Origin of the sequence: Haloarcula amylolytica JCM 13557 (assembly GCF_000336615.1) — an archaeon.
In the GTDB taxonomy this organism is placed as follows: domain Archaea; phylum Halobacteriota; class Halobacteria; order Halobacteriales; family Haloarculaceae; genus Haloarcula; species Haloarcula amylolytica.
Genome location: NZ_AOLW01000050.1, coordinates 1 through 19,344, shown reverse-complemented (window position 1 = coordinate 19,344; position 19,344 = coordinate 1). Strand labels below are relative to the sequence as shown.

Annotated in this window: 14 protein-coding genes and 3 pseudogenes; 8 read left to right on the top strand and 9 right to left on the bottom strand. The window is 56.1% G+C overall.

Annotated elements, in window-relative coordinates; genetic code table 11:
• Positions 1 to 135 precede the first annotated feature (135 nt).
• The gene (locus C442_RS18125; RefSeq protein WP_008313015.1) at positions 136 to 1,701 is read right to left on the bottom strand and encodes an ATP-binding protein; all 1,566 of its coding nucleotides are present in this window, start codon (positions 1,699 to 1,701) and stop codon (positions 136 to 138) included.
• A 335-nt stretch (positions 1,702 to 2,036) separates the two neighbouring features.
• Here C442_RS18125 and C442_RS18120 point away from each other — a divergent pair, with 335 nt between their 5' ends.
• A complete protein-coding gene (locus C442_RS18120) occupies positions 2,037 to 4,019 on the top strand; it encodes a vWA domain-containing protein (protein ID WP_008313014.1) in 1,983 nt (660 codons plus the stop codon).
• 398 nt (positions 4,020 to 4,417) lie between these two features.
• Here C442_RS18120 and C442_RS18115 read toward each other — a convergent pair whose 3' ends face one another.
• On the bottom strand, positions 4,418 to 4,690 hold the full coding sequence (locus C442_RS18115) for a hypothetical protein (protein WP_008313012.1): 273 nt from the start codon (positions 4,688 to 4,690) through the stop codon (positions 4,418 to 4,420).
• A gap of 286 nt (positions 4,691 to 4,976) precedes the next feature.
• Here C442_RS18115 and C442_RS18110 point away from each other — a divergent pair.
• Positions 4,977 to 5,315: pseudogene (locus C442_RS18110) on the top strand (ISH3 family transposase); the annotation flags it as partial.
• Positions 5,316 to 5,402: 87 nt separating this feature from the next.
• On the opposite strand, the pseudogene C442_RS18105 reads toward C442_RS18110, so the two are convergent.
• A pseudogene (locus C442_RS18105) lies at positions 5,403 to 6,068 on the bottom strand (transposase); the annotation flags it as partial.
• Positions 6,069 to 6,190: 122 nt separating this feature from the next.
• Here C442_RS18105 and C442_RS18100 point away from each other — a divergent pair.
• The 3 genes from C442_RS18100 (at position 6,191) to C442_RS18090 (ending at position 9,904) form a co-directional block, all read left to right on the top strand.
• Entirely contained in the window at positions 6,191 to 7,759 is a 1,569-nt protein-coding gene (locus C442_RS18100; protein WP_008313005.1) for an alkaline phosphatase family protein, read from the top strand.
• A gap of 12 nt (positions 7,760 to 7,771) precedes the next feature.
• On the top strand, positions 7,772 to 8,965 hold the full coding sequence (locus C442_RS18095; protein WP_008313003.1) for a glycosyltransferase family 4 protein: 1,194 nt from the start codon (positions 7,772 to 7,774) through the stop codon (positions 8,963 to 8,965).
• Between the two features lie 96 nt (positions 8,966 to 9,061).
• Positions 9,062 to 9,904: a polysaccharide deacetylase family protein gene (locus C442_RS18090; protein WP_008313001.1), complete on the top strand. Its 843-nt coding sequence runs from the start codon at positions 9,062 to 9,064 to the stop codon at positions 9,902 to 9,904.
• A gap of 35 nt (positions 9,905 to 9,939) precedes the next feature.
• Here the strand turns inward: C442_RS18090 and C442_RS18085 are convergent, their stop codons facing one another.
• From C442_RS18085 to C442_RS18070, 4 genes and pseudogenes are all read right to left on the bottom strand, one after another.
• Complete coding sequence (locus C442_RS18085; protein WP_049943092.1) at positions 9,940 to 10,842, bottom strand: methyltransferase domain-containing protein; 903 nt, start codon at positions 10,840 to 10,842, stop codon at positions 9,940 to 9,942.
• Between the two features lie 140 nt (positions 10,843 to 10,982).
• Positions 10,983 to 11,820 (bottom strand): annotated as a pseudogene (locus tag C442_RS18080) (transposase).
• Between the two features lie 223 nt (positions 11,821 to 12,043).
• A complete protein-coding gene (locus C442_RS18075; protein ID WP_008312997.1) occupies positions 12,044 to 13,273 on the bottom strand; it encodes a glycosyltransferase in 1,230 nt (409 codons plus the stop codon).
• A 180-nt stretch (positions 13,274 to 13,453) separates the two neighbouring features.
• Entirely contained in the window at positions 13,454 to 14,449 is a 996-nt protein-coding gene (locus C442_RS18070; RefSeq protein ID WP_080504339.1) for a glycosyltransferase, read from the bottom strand.
• Between the two features lie 71 nt (positions 14,450 to 14,520).
• On the opposite strand from C442_RS18070, the gene C442_RS18065 reads away from it, so the two are divergent.
• Together C442_RS18065 and C442_RS18060 are read left to right on the top strand one after the other, a co-directional pair.
• A complete protein-coding gene (locus C442_RS18065) occupies positions 14,521 to 15,339 on the top strand; it encodes a formyltransferase family protein (protein WP_008312995.1) in 819 nt (272 codons plus the stop codon).
• Positions 15,329 to 16,120 carry a polysaccharide deacetylase family protein gene (locus C442_RS18060; protein ID WP_008312994.1) on the top strand — a complete coding sequence of 264 codons (792 nt, stop codon included), beginning with the start codon at positions 15,329 to 15,331 and terminating at the stop codon, positions 16,118 to 16,120. Before C442_RS18065 ends, C442_RS18060 begins: the two co-directional genes overlap by 11 nt.
• 135 nt (positions 16,121 to 16,255) lie before the next feature.
• Here the strand turns inward: C442_RS18060 and C442_RS18055 are convergent, their stop codons facing one another.
• Positions 16,256 to 16,468 (bottom strand): hypothetical protein, encoded by a 213-nt coding sequence (locus tag C442_RS18055; RefSeq protein ID WP_008312993.1) that lies wholly within the window; start codon positions 16,466 to 16,468, stop codon positions 16,256 to 16,258.
• Between the two features lie 326 nt (positions 16,469 to 16,794).
• Positions 16,795 to 17,091, bottom strand: a complete 297-nt coding sequence (locus tag C442_RS21590; protein WP_152418487.1) for a hypothetical protein — start codon at positions 17,089 to 17,091, stop codon at positions 16,795 to 16,797.
• A 435-nt stretch (positions 17,092 to 17,526) separates the two neighbouring features.
• On the opposite strand from C442_RS21590, the gene C442_RS18050 reads away from it, so the two are divergent.
• The gene (locus C442_RS18050; protein ID WP_008312992.1) at positions 17,527 to 18,981 is read left to right on the top strand and encodes a hypothetical protein; all 1,455 of its coding nucleotides are present in this window, start codon (positions 17,527 to 17,529) and stop codon (positions 18,979 to 18,981) included.
• The last annotated feature ends 363 nt before the right edge of the window (positions 18,982 to 19,344 follow it).

The window sequence follows — 19,344 nt, the reverse complement described above, 5'->3', positions numbered from 1 at the left end:
ATGACCGTTGCCGCCTATGTTCGGGTCTCGATTACCGACCAGAACTTGGACCGACAACTGGAAGCAACACACAATTACGCAGTCAACGAACTCGGCTGCGATCCGTCTACCATGGTTCAGTCTCTGGTTGCGCCTCTAACAAAGTAAAAGGTACAGCCAGTACGGAAGCTGAATGATATTCTCGTCTACTTGTTGGATTGGTTCCGAGCCGTGAACGGTATCGCCTGCGAGGAGGAAACCCACCGGTGCGTCATATTCGTCTTGGAACTCCCGGACGGCGGCAAGTGCCGTGTCCCTGTCGCGCGACCGATAGGCAAGTCCGATTGGAACAGGCGTGTCTCCGATTTCGAAGACGAAGTCGACTTCTCCGTCTCGTCCACGCCAGTACTGAACATTTGGTGTCGTGTCGTTTCCTTGCGTGGCGTTAACGCCGTAGGCGAAACGCATCGTGTGGTCGAAGGCGGCGACGCGGGCGAGGTCTGCTTCCCGCTGGAAATCGTTGCGAACAGCCGATGCATCACCATCAGAAAGGGCTGTTGCGAGGCCGGTGTCGCGGAGGTAGAGTCTGACGCCGCGCGGGCGACTGTTGTCGTACTCGGTGACGCCAGTGAGTACGTATAGTTCGCTGAGTGCGGGGAGGTAGCTGTCGGCGATTGTGCGTCGGTCGACGTCGAATAGCTCGACGAGTTCCTGGTAGCGGAACGATTCTGTCGCGCGGTTCCGAGCGGCCAGTGCGCAGAGGCGCTCCAGGTCGGCAATTGTTTGAATTGATTCGAAGCCGGGGACGTCCTGATACAGGGCTGCCCTGACGTTCTCGCGGAGACGCTCGTAGTCTTTCGGTGTGAGGGCGCTAGCTGATTCGACAGCGCCGTCGTGTTCGTAGCTGATGATGCCGCCCATCGTCAGGTACTCGACGACTTGCGACTGTACCCGGCGTTCCGCGTCGCTGACTTTCTCGTACTTGCGCTGCAGTTCCGCCGCAAGTCCCGCAGTGTCCGCGTCGGCTATCGCTGTCGGGAGACTGTTCTCGCCTGCGCGTATCGAACTCGGACTGACGCGGTTGTCTTCGGCTTCGAGGTCGGGGTAGAGTGTGAACAGGTAGTCTCGGAACTTCTCGGGGAGAATCGGTTGCACGTCGTACGCGCCCGGGGAAACTTCGCTATCGGCGAGTTCTCGTTCGATTTGGACCTCGGCGCTGGCTGTCATGATGACGTGCCGGTCCGGTGTCTGCTCGATGAGTTTGGCGACGGGGTCTCCCCATCCGTCGATTGTTGGTTTGTTCGCGTGTTGGATCTGGTGGATATCATCGAGAAGGATGAACTGCGGGCCGTCGTCTGGAGTGCGACCGTAGACGCGGCTTTCGTAGTAGCGGACTGCGCGCGCGAGTTGCTCGTCGGACTGCAGCTGATAGAGTGGGTCCGCGTCGAATGGGAGATAGAGGAATTGCTCGGGGGCGTCGCCGGTGTCGATTCGGTGCTGGATGAACTGGTGGAGGAGCGTGGTTTTGCCGACGCCGCGCCGGCCGACCAGTGCGAGGATGGATTGGTCTTCGAATTGGCTTCCGGACGCGTTCGGACGTGCGAGATGGTAGAAGTCGCTTTTCTGCCGTGCAGGAAGGTCGAAGGCGTCGGCCCCGTTGTCCCACCAGGGGTTGTGTTGGTGGAGGGACTCGACTAAGGCGTCACCGGCATCGATGGACATTGGGCTGTTGCCTATTCGACGAGCGCCATCGCAATGATTGTTACGACCGTTTACTCACCGTCGCAACGGTGGGTTTGCGGGTCGAAACCACTCGATACGTCCTGTTTGACCCTCGATCAGAATTAAACAACATCGTACTGTAGATTACACTGGCTTATCCAACTCTATGATGCGTGCTGACGAAACATTTATATCAGCATGAGGCATAATGTTGGGTGTAAGTGTGACAAAAGCACCACTGTGATGGTGCTTATTGGCTTGCACGCGAGGGAGGCGCGTGTATCGTCGTCGAGGACCCGCAGGCTGCCCGGGTGAGCGGCAGCTATCAGCAAACAATGGATGGGATATTCGCGGACGTACGGCCCGGCGCACGACTCGACCTCACGGTCGAGTTCATCACTAAACGACCACTCGCCTGCGACGGAGCGACAGTTTGCCGCCTGCTCGTCACCGACCAGGCAGGCGACCAGTTCAGCATACTCGCCACGCCGGATAGCGACTCGCTGTGGGATCTCGAAACCGGCGAAACGTACGAGATTACCGGGCTCCTCGGTGCCGCGCCCGTCGACACGTCACAGGCGATCGCACACGAGTGCCCGCACTGTGGAGACCAACTCCGGGCAGGGCAGGCAATCGACGCTGCCGGGTCCGCAGTCGTCGACGCGGCCGAGAAACTCGGTATAGACCGTCGGTTCGGTATCCTCGACGAGACGGCCTCGGTTAAGACTGTTGACGAGGACACCGGGGCTGTCGACGACTGGCTCCCGATGCAGGACGACCAGCCAGTTGAGACGCCTGACTTCGTGTGTACGTCGTGTGGTCGCCACGTAGCTCAGCACATGCTCGCACGTGACGAGGAGCCGGTCCTCGAAAATATGGAGGCAGATGCGAGCATGGGTACGATGAACGACAGCATGGCGAGTCCGGAGACAGTCGGCCTCGCCGCAGGTGGCGCGAAAGACGTGACGAACTTCCGCGAGAACGTGGCGAACGGGTACACGCCGGAGCCCGAAGCGATCAGTGACGAGGGGCTGTTCTACGACTACTACTTCGAAACGGGTGAGCGGACAGCGACGGACTCGCTGTTCGCCCCACGGTACGCCGCGGCAGTCAGCGACCACCCGTTGTCCGGAGAGACCGAACAGTACCTCTCTGTCGGTCTGGATTCGACCCTGTCTGTCGAGGAGTTCGAACGACCGCGACTGGACCTCGTGGCGGTCCTCGACGTCTCGGGGTCCATGTCCAGCGCGTTCGACCAGTACTACTACGATGAGCAGGGACGCCGGCGCGAGGCCGAGAGCGGGAGCGAGACGAAACTCGCAGCAGCGACGCAGTCGCTGTGTGCGCTTACCGAGCAGCTCCACGCCGAGGACCGCCTCGGTGTCGTCCTGTACAATCATCGGGCACACGTTGCGAAGCCGCTGCGCGACGTTGGGGCGACGGACATGCCCGCGATTCGACAGCACATCCGTGACATCGCGGCTGGCGGCAGCACGAACATGGAAGACGGGTTCGAGGCGGCCGTCGATATGCTGGCCGACGGAACCACCAGTCACGACCTCGAACGCCGCGTCATCTTCATGACCGACATGATGCCCAACACCGGGGAGACCGGGGCGAACGAGCTCACCGAATTGTTCGCCGACGCCGCCGCTGACGGTATCCACACGACGTTCATCGGGATGGGGCTGGACGCGAACGCCGAACTGGCCGACACGGTGTCGGGGATTCGCGGCGCGAACCACTACTTCATTCACTCCGCCGACGAGTTCGAACAGCGACTCGGCGAGGAGTTCGACTACATGGTGACGCCGCTCGTCTTCAACCTCGACCTGGAATTGGACGCGACGGGCTACGAAGTTGAAGCCGTCCACGGCTCGCCGTCCGCTGACGATGCGAGTGAGCAGCTGATGCACGTCGGGACGCTGTTCCCCTCTGCGAAACAGGACGGGCAGGCCCGCGGCGGGGTCGTCCTCGTTCGACTCACGCAGACGGCGGCGGACGCGACACTCGAACTGCAGGCCTCTTGGACGGAACGCGACGGGGCCGAACAGACCGAGCGCGTCGCCGTATCGATGCCCGAAGACGGAGCGGCGTTCGCACACGACGGGGTCCGAAAGGCGGTAGCGCTTGCTCGGTACGCTCGGGAACTCCGCGCGTGGGCCCGTGACGTCCACGACCGGGCCGACAACGCGACGGGTGTCGACGACTGGTTGCTCCCCGACCAGCGCGGTGAGCACGAGCGCGAGTCCGTCCCGCTGGTCGTCCCCGACGAGCACACGGAGCGGTTCGGTCGGCTCCGATTAAACTCAACGTAGACGCGGAAGTCGAGTTTATCAATAAGGATCATCAAGGCGATGTTACCGAAACGTACGTTGCTCTTTTAGATCTGGTAGATCAGAATGGATTCGATCCGTCAAATGAGGATGTCTATTTCATTCCAGAATCTGCCCTCAGGAATGATGAGTTCGTCAAGCGGAAACCCTCTGATGGGCATTATTTGCTAACCATTGATCTTAGTACGTTTCCAGCGAAACGTTGGCGGAACAACTGGTCCGCTTTGCTCCCGTCAGAAGAGGACGGCGTACAACGAAGCTGTGAAGATAATAAGCCCGGGTTCGGGAGCAACGACCCGCAGAGGACAGACCTCCAGCGAATAGCGCGTGACTGTGAAGAAATCTTCAGTGACTGATTGGTTTCTGTTGGTGATTGCAGTCTATTCAACGGCACTAACGATTGCCGCTGGTGGAACGTTGCCGTCTATGATGAGTTCGGTGTGACTGATGTCGGTTTGTAGACTTGCTGCGATGTCGGCTGGTGTTTCGACTTTCGTGATGTTCTCTTGGTATTGTTCAATGGCTTCTTCGGGTGTGTCTGACTGCATCATGATGTGTGGGCCGACGTGGTGGTAGTCTATGAGGTCTGAGACGTGACCCATGTCGGCGATGTACAGTTGCGTGGTGAGTTTCTCGACGTCGACGACGACCACCGTTTCGTCGGAGATGAGAGGCGTGTCAGTTTGTGAGGGGAGGAAGTCGGCGACGAATTGGCTGTCGATGTGGCAGTATGTGACTTCAGTTCGGTCGAATGGGAACGGGTCGTCGTAGCCGAGCTCGCTGAGGACTGTTTCGATCGTGTCTGTGTCTTGGTTCGTCGAATCTGTTGCTTTGATGCCGTGTTGTTGTATCGAGTCAATATTGCCTTGCTGCGTGGTGTGGAAGGCATACTCAGTACTTCACAAAGCCGGTTAGTTGAGAGGTCTGCTTGCTGAAGGTGTGTCCAATACCAAGCAAGCAGACGGTGAAATCCACGAGGACCAGCTTCTTAACTTCCTCGTCAACACGTTTGACGAGGAAGTTGATCTCGGTCTCAGCGACAATGCTGAAATTGAAGCTGAGGATATCTACGAGGTCCTCGTCGGCGCTTGCGCCGACGGGACCTCGGTATCTGAACTCTGTGAGACCAGTGAAGACTCTCCTCATCAAAACACGATTCTGTACCACCTCCGCGAGAAGTTCGACCTAACGTCGGTTGAACAAGTCGGGAACGCACTCCTACAGAAGGACGTTCTAGAGGTTCTTCCCAAGCAGGTGGAGGTCTGTATGGACCTCCACNCTTTCGAGAAAATAACGAAACGCGTCAGCTTCGCAAAGAAGTGGTGCGAGCAGTTCCTTGACTTTCAAATGTTATCTTAACCATTACAGCAGGTGGTCGTGCCAGTCAAGCGTGTCGTAGGCGCTATCTCCAAGCATCCACATCGGTTTGGCGACGGCGAGCGCGTCACGCGTGACGCGCATCGCCGTCTCTTCTGGCGCTTGCTTACTCTCAGTGAACTCCGCTGCAATTGGGATCTTTGACCCGGTCGAGACGATCGTGCAGCCGTAGCCGTGGTAGTACTCGTCGGCGGTTGGATCGTAACACTTCGAGGCGTCTTGATCGGCGGACATCGCCCTCACGTCGGTTGAATCGATGGAGTAGGTCAAGTCGAGCAGGCCGCGGCAGGCGGCCTGCTCGACGAGTCGGTCAAAGACCTCCTCGACGACGTGTTCGAGGTCGGTGAGAAAGCGATCGACCGCGTCTCTGGAGGGCGGTCGATCGAAGCCACAGCCCAGCCAGACGACCGTGTTCCGAAGCTCTCATTCAACGGGACGGATCCCGTAGATGTCGTGGTAGTAGCAATCGAGGAAGCCACGCATCATTTCTGGTGGCTCATGCTCTCGTGTTCGCCCCGTCTCCGCCGGGGCGAACACGTCGAAGTCTTCGAGAAACTCGAACGAGAGATACTCGAACAACGCTAGTGTCTCCGTCTCCGCGACATTGAAGAACGACTCTACCGAAGGATCATCTTGCAGGGTCGCTGAACTCATTCCACCTCAGCGTTCACCCTGCTCTTTGGTGTGGTAATCGTTCTATGATACCCTCCTTCTTGATGCTATGAATCCGAAGACACTTGCGAATCCTCAAGTAGCGTCGCTATAGATACCGTCGTATGACTGAGCGGATCGCATTGATAGGGCTTGACGGCGCGACTTGGGATCTTCTCCGCGGCTGGCTTGAGGACGACACCCTCCCGAATCTCAAGTGTGTCTATGAGGACGGCTTCTCCGGAACGCTTAAAAGTACGATTCCGGCGAATACCAGCCCTGCTGTTCAGAGCCTCTACACTGGGTGTGATCCGGCGACACTGGGATTGTTCGGATTCCAGAAACCGGATGGTACGACCATCTCACTGCAGGACGTGACCGTCCCGAAACTCTGGACGGTCCTAGGCGAGCACGACCGAGCGTCCTGCATCGTGAACGTCCGGACCACGTTCCCTCCCGACCCGGTCAACGGCGTCATGTTGAGTGGGGACCCGATGCCGGGAGAAGACTCCGACTACGCCTACCCGCCGGAGCTCAAACAGGAGGTTGCCGGCTTCCGCTGTCAGGAGAAGGACGACCGGATGCACAAGGACCTGGTCCCTCCTTATGAGCACAACGAAGAGGTGTTGCAACACGCCAAAGATATCTTTACCCATCGGTTCGGAACATTCCGAGAACTGGCAGCCGATGGTGACTACGACTTCCTGATGTACTGGATCGGCGAGACGGACTTCCTCCAGCACCGGCTCTGGAACAACACCGACGACCTCAAAACATTCTACGAGGTACTCGACGAGAAGCTCGGCGAGTTCCTCGCGGAGTTCGACGGCACGGTCATCTTCCTGAGCGACCACGGGTTCGAAGGTCCTCCCACAACGGTCTTCTACCTTAATGAATGGCTCCGGCGGGAAGGCTATCTCACTGTCCCAGGCGGTCGCGTGGGAGCCCGACTGCTCGGCATCGGCCAAAACTTCGCGAAGCAGTATATAAACAAGGACCTGCTGATGCGGGTCCTGTACTTCCGCCAACAACGGATGGGTGATTCCGCCACCGATACCGACGCCGACGACCACACTCTCGGCATCAATAAGCCCCACCTCCAGATACCCGGCATTAGTTCACGGTCAACCGCACAGCTCGCGACGAATTGTGGTATCGAGATCCATCCAGATGAGGACCAACGGTCCGTTGCAGATAACATCAAATCTAAACTCGTATCGCTCACCGACGACCAGGGGACCCCCGTTATGAAAGAAGTCTTCCACCGAAGTGAAATCTACGACGAGGGGCCGTACTTCGACGATATTCCGGACCTGTTGTTCCAAGCATCGGAGCATGTGACTGTCAATCCGGAGTTATCGAGTACCGTCTTTGAGACGATTCCGTCCGGCAACCGGTCGGGACGTGGTCGTCACGTCTATGCACGCAACGGCGTGATATTTGGGTCGGGGCCAGCCGTTAAATCCGCACGGGGGATCGAGGCGGACATTACGGACGTAACGCCGACAATCCTCCACCTGTTCGGGCTCCCCGTTGCCGAGACGATGACTGGGTCCGTCATCACGGAAATCTGTCCGGACAATGGCGCGAACGTGCAATCGGACAGCTATATCAGCGAATCCGAAATAACACGGATCGACGAGGGGGAACAGGAAGAGATGGAAGAGTGGCTTGAGGACATGGGCTACATCTGAGCCCGCCGCGTGATGATCGAGTCGTTACACCTCGGGATATTCAACGCGAACACGCTGTACCGCGAGGACAGTGGCTACACGACTGACGGCAGCGTGGTGAAGCTCTACCAACGGTGGGAGGCCTATTTCGAGAATGTAGACCTCTGTTCACCGGTCGTCACGGGCAAGGAAAGCGGGAGTGTCGATGTCGGGTCGGCATTTCATATCGTCTCACTCACCCAGTGGCGGAACCCTTGGACGCTTCGGACACTCGAACTACCCATACTACTCCGTGACATCTGGCGGGCGTTCGACGATCGCCATCAGGAGTGGGATTTCGTCTTGATTCCGACGACAAACATTTTTGGGCAGGCCGTGTATGCAGTGGCCTCGGTGTTCGATGTTCCCGTGGTCGTGTACCTCCGTGGAAACGTGACCAACGAGGTCCTCGGTGGGCACGAAGGCGTCGCCAGAGTGGTCGCAACTTTGTGGATCCAGTACCTGGACTACGCAGTGAATCACATCGTTCGGGATAGTGCGGTACTCACTGCCGGCGACGAATTGAAACGGGAGTACGAAGCGCTGGCCGGGCGTATCGAGTCGATAGTCCCCTCGCTCGTCAATCGCGACGACATCGTTACCCCGGATACACGGATCTATCCGGATAATGACGACCCGATCAGATTACTCTATCTCGGTCGCCTCGTTGAGTACAAACGCGTACAGGATGTGCTGGCGGCGATGGCCGAACTCCGCTCCCGTCCACGTGCGTACGAGTTAGAAATCGTCGGTGACGGGCCCTACCGGGAGGCACTCGAACGGACGGCCGATGACCTTGGTATCGCGGAGGACGTGACGTTCACGGGATACGTGAGCCACGAGAACGTGTACGATGCGTATGACCGCGCTGACATCTTCGTACTCCCGTCGAGCAGTGAAGGCTCTCCCAAGACCGTCCCCGAGGCGCTCGCTCGGGGCTGTCCGATCGTGGCGAGTGCGGTTGGGAATCTTCCGTCACTACTCGCCAACGAGACCGGAATCACCTACAACCCAGGAGATATCGACGCATTGGTTGATGCACTAGACCAGCTAGGCACTGACGAGGAGTATTGGAAGACGTTAGTCAGACGTAGCGTGGCACGGGCGAGTCAGTTCACAGCTGAAACACATGTACAGGCGATCGAAAACGTGCTCTCGGACACGTACCCCGAACTGGGCGATTTCTGAGAGGCGACGTGACCGTCACGTAATGTGACTGGACAGACTTCCCGAAAGCGGTGTTCTCAACAGATATTTAGCTGGGTGGGAAACAAGGAAAAGTGAATGGAGCCAATCGACGTTGCCATCACTTTCGACATCGAGCGCGACACGTCGATCGAAGCCGTGATGCCGAAGATTATCCGGCTCTTCGAACGATACGACGCTGTCGGGACGTGGTTCCTGAAACACGACTATACCGACCAGTTCACCGAATACACTGGCGCCGTCGTCGAGGACTTCCCAGATATCGCTCGTGCCCTCGCCGATGTGGGGGAGATCGGGACGCACATTCACTTCCGTGACGTCGATGGAACCTTCTCGATGGCACCAAATCTGCAGCGAGACCTCCTCGAGCAGGCCACCGAATCCCTCCGCAGCAGGGGGTACGACGCCACGTCGTTCCGGGGTGGAAACCTGTGTGCAGATACAACGACACTGAATATTCTTGAGGATCTGGACTATGCGGTCGATAGTTCCGTGCTCCCGGGCCACTACCGTGAACTTCCGGATGGCGTCGTGGTTGATCATCGTGGCGAAGTTGGCAATCGACCGTATAGGCCGGCTCAAGAGTCCCATACGACCCACGGCGACCGGGCCCTGCTGGAGGTTCCCGTCTCCGGTCTCTCCCCGCTTGACTCGATTTCAGTCGATCGGTCCCTCACAGGCGTATACAACCGGGCCGCCGACCACCGACCGCTGGACCGGTTGCTCCCGCCGATGTACCACCTCTGGGGGTGGATGAGCCGCGCACCCATTGTCCTGCTATTCCATGATCACGAGTTCGGGACTGATGATGGGAGCCTTGTCGTACTTGAGCGATTCCTTCACTCGGTCGCTACATCCCCGTGGTTCCAGTTCGCTACGGTCGGTGATATCGCGGCCGGCCGGCGGTCCGGGAGCCAGTAATCGTCTATGCTGGCGCATCCTCGGAGAACTTCCGCTTAGTTAATAGCAATAATCTTGAAACTCCGACCGAGGAGAATGTCTTCGGAGTCGACACCGGTCTCCGCTCGAACTGTGTCAGTGACCTCGGCGTCCTCCCAGATGAATAGGTCGCGGTTCTCCGTCGGGAGGGTCAGGTCCGCGTCGTACTCAACCAAGTGGTTGCTCCGGTCGGAGAGATAGATGTGCACTTCATTGAACATGGACTCGAACGTCTCAAAGATGGCCTCGTAGTCGTCCGGCCCAAATAAGCCGAGTTCCGCAGGATCCCAATCACGGAGGTGTGCCCACGGCCGGGGTACGCCGTCCTCGAAGGCAGGATGGGTACAATTGGGGGTATTGTAGCCGTGCAGCGACACCTCGTTCCGGAAATTCATGTTCACGTACCCATCCGAGGATACGACCCGGGCAATCTCTTCGATTATCTCCTCGTAGTTGTTGATGAGGTGGAATGCACCGTTTGAGTAGAAGGCATCGAACGAGTCGGCATCGTACGGAAATTGTTTCCCATCGTACGTGTCCGGCCGTGTGTATTCCGGAGTCGGCTCCTCGTAGGCGAACCAGTCAAGATATCGATAGTAAACCTTCGCACTCAAGTAGCGGAACAGCCCTCTGGGGACACCTGCATCCGTGACCTGCTTGGCGAGTGGGTCTGTGTAGAAGACATCGATGATATCAAGACCAGTAGCAGTATTGGCCCGACCGTCGAGAAGTGCGACAGTGGGATAGTGATAGCCACAGCCAAAGTCCAGCACACGACAGTCCGAGAGGTCGGCACCGCCGATTGCTTTATGTTCAGCGATGTATTTCCGATAGACTGAAAAGTAATCGTGATACGCTGTGTAGCTCTGCCGTCCGATATTGTGTAATGCTCGTTTAGTAGTTCCAATAGTATCGTTCATATCTGGATTCGTGGAAGACACGTCGCTTCGTTTAATCGCTACAGCGGACAGACTCTAGTGTCTCACTTCAGTTGTTCGGTTACTGATTTCGGTAGGGTTGGCTCTCTTAATCGCTTATCGTTAAGAGATTGTTGATGAAGTCATAGTGCGGTTTTGAGGGTGATTTTGAGTGCTTCGTCATCGTGTTTGCGGCGAACGCGCTGGCATAATTGAAGTCCTCTTAGATACGGCGTGAGCTTGTCTTTGGAGACGCCTCTCGCATATGCTGACGTAAAAGTCGTCACCAGCGTATTCGCCTTCGCCGTGGATGAGTACTCCCGGTCGAAGGCATCGTCCTCATCGAGTGGGTCGTAGACTCGAAAGCCGTCAGTGTAGACAGTTAGCGGCTCCTGTTGGCGGTTGCTAAGCAGGAGTCGAATCGTCAATTTGTCGGAGCTTTTTGCCGAGTGAATGTACGTCTCTCCAGTACCACGATCGGCGAGGATGAACACCGGCAGCTTGTCCTCGTGGTACGTTCCACGTCCACGCTTAGATAGGCCACGCGGGCACGATCGATCGTCGCGCTCGCGGCCTTTTTTCTGAAGACACTTACAGTTCGTCGATCTCCACCGGGCCGTCGAGCTGTGGTCGAGGCGCGTCCAGCGCTTCCTGCGGTCGCTGGACGCGCCGATAGACCGTTTTGTAGGTGACGGCGATTTCAGTGTCCAGTTGCCGAATACTGGCGTTCAGCCGGATGTGAGTGTAGACTGTGAGATACCCTTCCTGAGCGGTATCGTCGAGTACCCGAAGACCGTGTCAGTCTTACCTTTGAACGTCTGGCCGCAATCCTTACACATATACCGTTGATAGAGCCGATTGCTGCCGTACCGAATCGGTGATTCGGCATAGCGGCGGGGGAAATAGACGCCGTCACCCCAGCGAATCTGTGCCAGCAGATTTGCGGACCGACGCTCCGAGGAACGTCTTCAATAGGAACATCGTTCGTCGGGTGGCGCGGCCGCGCTAACTTTGCCCGCTTTGAACTCCACCTACGCCTGAGAACTCACCGACAATCCTCTACACAAGAGCGTTCCTTTTTATTTTTGTAGACGCCACTCGTTTCGCGCTCCTCGGTTTGGTTCTGGAAATCTTCGGCAAATACAAGAGGCGTACGATTGGTTCGCCCCATCCCGATTCAGCTGTCTGGCGGACTTTTATGACTTCAGCTCTGGGGATCCGACTTGCAGAGCGCTCTTGAAAGGATTTCCAGCAGTCGCTGTCTGTTCGCTTCAAAAGTCAATTGTGTCGCGGTTTTCTGCCCCTCCGTCGCGAGATGAAATCGAAGGTTAGCGTCCTCCCTTACCGTTTCGATGGTGTCCATAAGGACATCCACGTTTCTCGGGTCAACCAGCATACCATTTCGACCATGGTCGATCAGTTCAGGGAGTCCACCCACCGCCGTCGTGACGACTGGTAAGCCACGGGCCATCGCCTCCGCGACGACTCGAGGAAGCCCCTCCGTTTGTGAGGGCAACACAAAGATATCCGCGTCATCGAAGTATGCCCACAGGTCCGGGCCCTTCGGGACGAACCCGTGGAATGTTACCGCGTCGGTGATACCCAATTGGGCTGCTAACTGCTTGAGCTGGGTAGCACTCGGCCCGGACCCGACAACGTGGAGGTGGACCGTATCGTCTCTCGTATCGAGTCGCTGGAAGCCACGCAACAAGTCGTCTATTGCCTTCTCCTCGGAGAGCCGGCCAACGTAGAGCAGGTCTGTGGCATGATCGGAGACGGTTGGTTCATCAACAAGCAACTCCTCGGGGACGAGCGGTGTGATGACGTGGGCGCTGTCGGCGTCGTAGCCGTACCCCCCGATGGCGTCCGAGAGGTCACCGATCGTAAGTAACACGACATCATCGTTAAACGACATCTTCCCGAAGAGTTGGTCGTACGCTTTGATTGGCGTCCCGATCAGCAGACTACGCAGTAGTGCTCCATCGGTTCTAGCCGCGACCGTCTTGCGTTTGTCTCCTCGCATGAGCAGGAAATGGGGTTTCCCGTAGACGTAGTAGGAGATCGGCACAGTAATCGCGCCAAGTGTACTCGGTGCGACCGTTCCGATGATGTCGGCCTGACGAACCGGCTCGGACCGGACGATATGCAGGAGACGTGGCACCACACGATGGATCGATCGGAGCAGGTCGGTCGGGCCATGGTAGAACGGAAGATGGATGATGCGCACGTTCGCAGGTAGATCGTGCGTCGTTCTCCCGGTACCCTCCCCAACGGGCAAGCAGATGTGGAGTTCCTTGAAGATGCTGCTGGCCTTGAAGAGGAAATCGATAAGATTCGTGTAGTCCGAACTGTACTGGTCGGTCGCTGGGTCGTACTTGATTTGCTGATTCACGAACAAGACTGCCCGACACTCCGCGAGTGGCTTCACAAGCATCACGTGGCAACCTCATTATATCGGTTCTTTTCCTCAAGGAACGGGATAGCGCCAAGATTGCCGAGCACCGGTGAGCGTCGTCGGCATCGGGGTGGAGCTCGGGCCCACTGGTACCTCGTTTCCGCTGGGATTCCTGCGAACTCGTTCGTTATGAGGTAACACACTGACATTTTGTTTGGCTCACCGGTCCTTCGTCTCGTCCGACGAGACATCCGTCTCGTGGCCGACACTCACTGTGCTCGTCTCCGGGATGCCGACGGACGGCTCCGTGCGGAACAGCGTTTCGTAGACGTAAGCACGAATGGCGTTCGGCACGAAGCGAATTGGCACTCGGAATGCGACGTTACGAAGTGCCTGCAACGGCGAGATGAAGCCGAGCGCTACAAACTCTCGCTGGAGGCGTAGTTCTTCACGCGCATATTCCCAGCCGGCACGGCGCTCGTACATCTTCTCGCCCGTTCGTGCCTTGACCAAGACTTCGGGGATATTGGCAAACCGGGCGCCGTTGACGAGCATCCGAACCCAGAGGCCGTAGTCTTCCATGCGGTCGACGTCCCGATAGTTTCCGATATCAAGGGCCGCAGTCCGTTTGAATATCACCGTACTCTGGGAAACGGGCGAGCGGGTCTTCGCTAGGTCACGAATCTCCTCGTGATCCGTCGGAAGGGTACGCACACCGAGCTTCTCGCCATTCTCGGGGTCGAATTCAAGTAGCTGCGCTCCGACTACGTCAACCTCGGGATTGTTCTGCAGGTAGGTTTCCTGCCGCTCTAACCGTGTGGGGACACAGAGGTCGTCAGCGTCCATCATCGCCACGACGTCACCCTGGCAGCGTTCCACCCCGACTTTTCGTGCGAGGGCTCGTCCTTGGTTCTCTGCCAGTGGGACGTGCCGCACGAACGAATACTTAGACTCGAAGTTATCGATGATTGTTTGGTTGGTTTCCGGTACTGGCCCATCACGGACGATGACTAGTTCGTCGGGAACCCGTGTCTGGGAGACGATGCTTTCGATAGCTTCCCGCAGTGCATCCGGGTCATCACCACCGTACGTTGGTAGAACCACCGAGATATTGACCATCGCAGGTTGCCAGTCGATTTCCCGAGCAGGTGTATAAAACCGCGGATTTGTTTCCCCTGAGTCCGCCGGTGGTTTGCGGCGAACGTCTTGCTGCATATCGGACAATCCTCAAACGGCCATCGGTGTGTCCACTGCACTTATGGTCGGCGATAGGGATGTGTTGGGTGATGACTACTCCACAGACGGTGCTTCTTCGCCACCGAGAGTCGCGGTTCGACCGGGAGGTGGTCGGCCGCTGGCTTGCCGCGACGACCGATCTAGTCGGCGAGATTGTTATTGAATCGGACTGGACACGACAGGTGAACACCCTGAAACACGAGTTGCGGCGATCTGGAATTACTGGCCTCCTTGATGCTATCGCGTATCGGCTGTACTATCGTGCTGCTCTTAAAGACAAGGAAATGCCGAAGATTGACGCCCTCATCTCGGACGCGCAAGCGGAATATCCAGATTTTTCGGTACCGGAGTACAGCGTTGTAGACCCAAATAACGAAGAAACGGCGAACATCCTCCGAAATTTGACTCCAGATCTGATGCTTGCCCGGTGCAAGGTGTTACTCTCTAAATCGGTCTACACGATTCCTAACTACGGAACATTCGTCATTCATCCAGGAATCTGCCCAGAGTACCGCAACCAACACGGCTGCTTCTGGGCGCTTGCCAACGGCGAGGACGACAAGGTGGGATTCTCCCTCATCCGCATTAACGATGGTATCGATACGGGTGAGATCTTCGCTCAAGACGGGACCACTTTCAATCCTGTGGACGACGAACACGTCTACATCCAGCTGAAGGTGGTTGCGGACAACCTTCCCTCGCTCACGCCTGTGATTACCGCGGTTGCTGATGGAGAGGCGGAGCCGATTCCAGCAGACGACCGACAAGGAGCCCTATGGGGGATGCCAAAGCTGAGCGCGTGGCTGACTTGGAAGCGCCGTGTCCAACGGTTCGGTATCAATGCGTACAACTCAACACATGATTCGTGATCTCCTCGGCTCGCCCACCAGCGGCCTGGCGCTGTTGTATCATGATATCGTCCCACAAGAAGAGGCAGACACTTCCGGATTCGTCACGGATGGCTCGTGGCGATATAAACTCGCTCCCGAGATGTTCGACCGCCATCTCTCGACCATTGCTGACTCGGCGTTCGAACCGGCGTTAATCACTGACAATCCCCCAAACCGCCCTGTGTACCTCACGTTTGACGATGGAGGACGGACGGCGATGGAGGCGGCCCGTCAATTGGAGGCGTACGGGTATCGAGGCCATTTTTTTATAGTGATTGATCGGGTCGGAGAGGACGGCTTCCTGGACTGGAATCAGATTTATGACCTCGACCAGCGAGGTCACTGTATCGGTAGTCACACTATGACTCACGCCAATCTGCTCAAGGCGAATACACAGAGATGTCAGCAGGAACTAACGGAGTCAAAGGCTGCTATCGCGGCAGAACTCGGACAATGTCAGTCAATTTCCATTCCACTGGGGGCATATAATGAAAAGGTTTTCAAGGCCGTATATGAATCGGGCTACGAGTATATATTCACCTCAGAACCTGTTCGGATTCCACGGGACCATCTGAACCACCGATTGGGGCGCTGGAATATCTGGTACGAGACGGACCCTGATGAACTTGCGGCAATCCTCGAGGCGTCACCACCTATCGTCCTTAAAACTGCGGTTCGCTGGTACGGTGTCAAGTTTATCAAGCGACTGCTCGGTTATGATCGGTTCATTCGGATTCGAGACATTGTTGGGCTTAAATAGATCATATATTTCCACAATATCCAGGTGAATATAATATGACGAATTAGTGCCACTCTGTAGACGGAAGCGTATCTGTTTTAGCGGATTCGATAAACAGACGACTGTAGAGACGTGACAACGTGATCAACGAGGTCGCTATTCCTCGTAGTACCAGACGACGTTTGCCATATCGATCTGGTTGTTGTTGTTCTCGTGCAACAACTGGAGATCGATACCATCCTCGAAGTAGATCCCACCGTAGGGACGGAGTAAGTCACTCGCCCAGACAAGCCGATAGTTGCCTGAGTTCCAGTTGTTGATACCAACCATTGTCGGCCCAAAGTAGATATTGTTCTCCTCGCCGTTCATGCCCCAGCCGCCGAAATGAATGTCTTTTGAGCCGGGGAAGTGATTGGGTAGTACGTTCCTCCATCATACGAAGCCCGGATGTCGGATTCAATTTCGAGCCGATTGGAATTTGGATTTTCCTAGAACTGGTTTAGTCCTACAACCTACCCGCTCCCGCTGGATTTGGATAGGTGCGAATAATTTTCAGTCCCACCGACGTTCGCAAATCCGTCAGCGTTCAGGACTTGCGAATTGGTTTTGAGTTTGTGGTTTGGCATCTCTGCTGCCGGTCACGGTTCGTAGACTACAGACGAGAAAACGACCTGCTCAGTGCTGCGTGTTGCCGTCTAATCAATTCGGATATCTGACTCCACTGGGATCGGGAATTTGATAACAAAACTCGCTTTGTAGACAAGGGTTTGGATTTTAATCCACTCCACTGAACTGATGTAATTATACGGCAAATCCCTCCTGTGTAGGCTGACACTTGCGGAATATCCTTGAGCCGAGGCAACTCCGGTCCCAAATCGGATGCTTGGCGTTGTTTCCCAGTCGAAATATCTCTCGAAGTAATTATCATTTAGCGAGGCCCCATCTCCGCTGGTATCTATCACAAACCAGAGAGTTTTGACCACTCCAGTCATGTTGAAATCATGGAGGGTGTGGGTTATATTTTCGCTTAGAGTCTGATTCTCCGTAAATTCATTTTGCAGATTGTTTTTGTTCGTTGGCTGTTGGACCGACGCCTGGTTTGCGCGGGAATATCTATTTCGTGCTATTTAGGTCAGCGATATCTACTTGCTCTGCAACGAATAATTACGCTTCGGCGCTTCTTAGGAGATGGTTCGGCTGTGATGAACCGCCTCTCGACCGGTGGGGAGTTCGGCGGTTGGGAGGGCAATCTGGGTGAGCGGACACCGTCTCGGTTCAGCGGGTGAGAGAGAATCCGTCAGAACGTTTCTCACCCAGAATCCGGCTCCGAGGAAGGTCCGTGGGAAAGAACGGATGATCTGATAACGTCCACCAGACGACAGTTCATAGTCGGGGATTTTAAATACGCTTGCAATTTGGCGTTCAGTATGAATAGAACCCTTCGTATTAATTGGCAACCGATTCTCGTCGCCCTCCCTGCTCTACTATTCGTTCCATTATTGGATACGCTCATCCCTATGCACTTTCACAAGTCGCGAGAAATCGCCGGGTATTTCCAGTCGCTGGCTTTCTCACGGATGCCGATTAACTCGTTTTTCATTCTCACGCCATCAGAGAGCTATTCGGCATTGCATTTGCACAGCACCCTCGCGTCTCCACTGGTCGCACTCGGCTACCACGAGGGCGGCCGATTGATTAGTCTCCTGTCTATACTTGTCGCGTCGATAGTGATTTTCAAGTTCGTGTCGTATCTCGCTGACTATCGAGCGGGCCTGTTAGCTGCCGGATTCTTCTGGCTGTTTCCCCTTACCCAACGCTTCGCGTACGCCTACCTCCCCGAATCGTTGAGTATCGTTCTGACGACCGCCGCCCTGTTCTTGGCGTATATCGACGCGGAGCAAGAGCGGGAATTGTATTTTTACGCCTCAATCATCCTGTTATTACTGGCGATCACCAATCATCTGTGGGAAGCCGTTATTCTGGCGCCGATCGGAGCCATCTACTGGGCCACCCAGAAACGACGCAAATTTGCCACTTTTGCCGCGATCGGCGTCACCTGGACTGGGGTGATCCACCTCTTGACGAAGTTACAACCCTCAAATACCTCTCAGCTGACCAACTTCGGAACGCAGACCAACGGCGCTCTCTTCCTCCAAATTAATTGGTGGCTCACGTATCTCCCGTCCAACAACTGGTATCTGAGTGACAGTCTGACCACTTTTCAGATATTTATGAACGTCGTCCTGCCACTCACAGTGGCCAGCACCATCGGGTGGGGAATCTACTATCTGCGTTCGAAATCGAATCGGGCGCTGATGCTCAGCGCGTGGCATTTCAGTGGCATAGTCATCCCGCTCGCGCTTGTCGGTGGTTACCATTTAGAGTATTTCATGTGGGGGACACTCGCCCCACTAGCCGTCAGTTCTGGTCTCGTTCTGCACAAGGTTCTGGACACAGCGCTTGAATCGAGTTACGCCGATACGAAAACGGTAGTTCTCGTCTACTTACTGCTCGTATCAGCATCCGGGGCACAAGTCTGGCACAACGAATACGGCCCGCTGGATGACGAAACGCCGCCCCAGGCATCTCTCGATGGTGTTGCCGAATACGAGGGGTACGCTGCGGGACGGCAGATGGCTGGCCATCAGATGACACCCAAAGACATCACGTTCGTGGGGCCTGAATTTGTGGATGGTTCATACAATAACTATGCCCATGATCACGGGCGAGTAGTAGTCTATTCGGACCTACTGTTGAAAGAACGGTCACGCGTCGCCACTGACGGGGGACCGACCTACGTCAACGAGACCTCGATGGTGGACGACTGCGTATTCTTAGTTGAGCGGGTCAACGACGAGTTGTTCGTTCGTCGCTGCAACTGAAACTCAGCCGTGAGACGCGAGCAGTAACTGCTGTTCATCGTTTCTATCGCAGGCTAACGTCGGATCTACTTCTTGAACGAACCTGATCTTGCTTCGTGTGCCTTTGTTCCTGAGTGAACTCGATAATTAGCTCGGTGACTGACGGTGTCGGATTCTCTCATACCACATCGTCGGCGAAAATAAACGCCACCTCGTCGTCGTTCGGATCCAAGACGCTCTACTCCGGATGGACGGTTCCTCGTAGCATTCGACAAACACGTTGACGAGCGTATCCAGTTTCAGTACTTCACAAAGCCGGTTAGTTGAGAGGTCTGCTTGCTGAAGGTGTGTCCAATACCAAGCAAGCAGACGGTGAAATCCACG

Bases quoted from the DNA above. Each gene is read 5' to 3' on its own strand.
- C442_RS18090 (WP_008313001.1), top strand. From the start codon at position 9,062: ATGGAGCCAATCGACGTTGCCATCACTTTCGACATCGAGCGCGACACG.
- C442_RS18070 (WP_080504339.1), bottom strand. From the start codon at position 14,449: ATGCAGCAAGACGTTCGCCGCAAACCACCGGCGGACTCAGGGGAAACA.
- C442_RS18100 (WP_008313005.1), top strand. From the start codon at position 6,191: ATGACTGAGCGGATCGCATTGATAGGGCTTGACGGCGCGACTTGGGAT.
- C442_RS18050 (WP_008312992.1), top strand. From the start codon at position 17,527: ATGAATAGAACCCTTCGTATTAATTGGCAACCGATTCTCGTCGCCCTC.
- C442_RS18060 (WP_008312994.1), top strand. From the start codon at position 15,329: ATGATTCGTGATCTCCTCGGCTCGCCCACCAGCGGCCTGGCGCTGTTG.
- C442_RS18125 (WP_008313015.1), bottom strand. From the start codon at position 1,701: ATGTCCATCGATGCCGGTGACGCCTTAGTCGAGTCCCTCCACCAACAC.
- C442_RS18120 (WP_008313014.1), top strand. From the start codon at position 2,037: ATGGATGGGATATTCGCGGACGTACGGCCCGGCGCACGACTCGACCTC.
- C442_RS18095 (WP_008313003.1), top strand. From the start codon at position 7,772: ATGATCGAGTCGTTACACCTCGGGATATTCAACGCGAACACGCTGTAC.
- C442_RS18085 (WP_049943092.1), bottom strand. From the start codon at position 10,842: ATGAACGATACTATTGGAACTACTAAACGAGCATTACACAATATCGGA.
- C442_RS18075 (WP_008312997.1), bottom strand. From the start codon at position 13,273: ATGCTTGTGAAGCCACTCGCGGAGTGTCGGGCAGTCTTGTTCGTGAAT.
- C442_RS21590 (WP_152418487.1), bottom strand. From the start codon at position 17,091: ATGACTGGAGTGGTCAAAACTCTCTGGTTTGTGATAGATACCAGCGGA.
- C442_RS18065 (WP_008312995.1), top strand. From the start codon at position 14,521: ATGACTACTCCACAGACGGTGCTTCTTCGCCACCGAGAGTCGCGGTTC.
- C442_RS18055 (WP_008312993.1), bottom strand. From the start codon at position 16,468: ATGAACGGCGAGGAGAACAATATCTACTTTGGGCCGACAATGGTTGGT.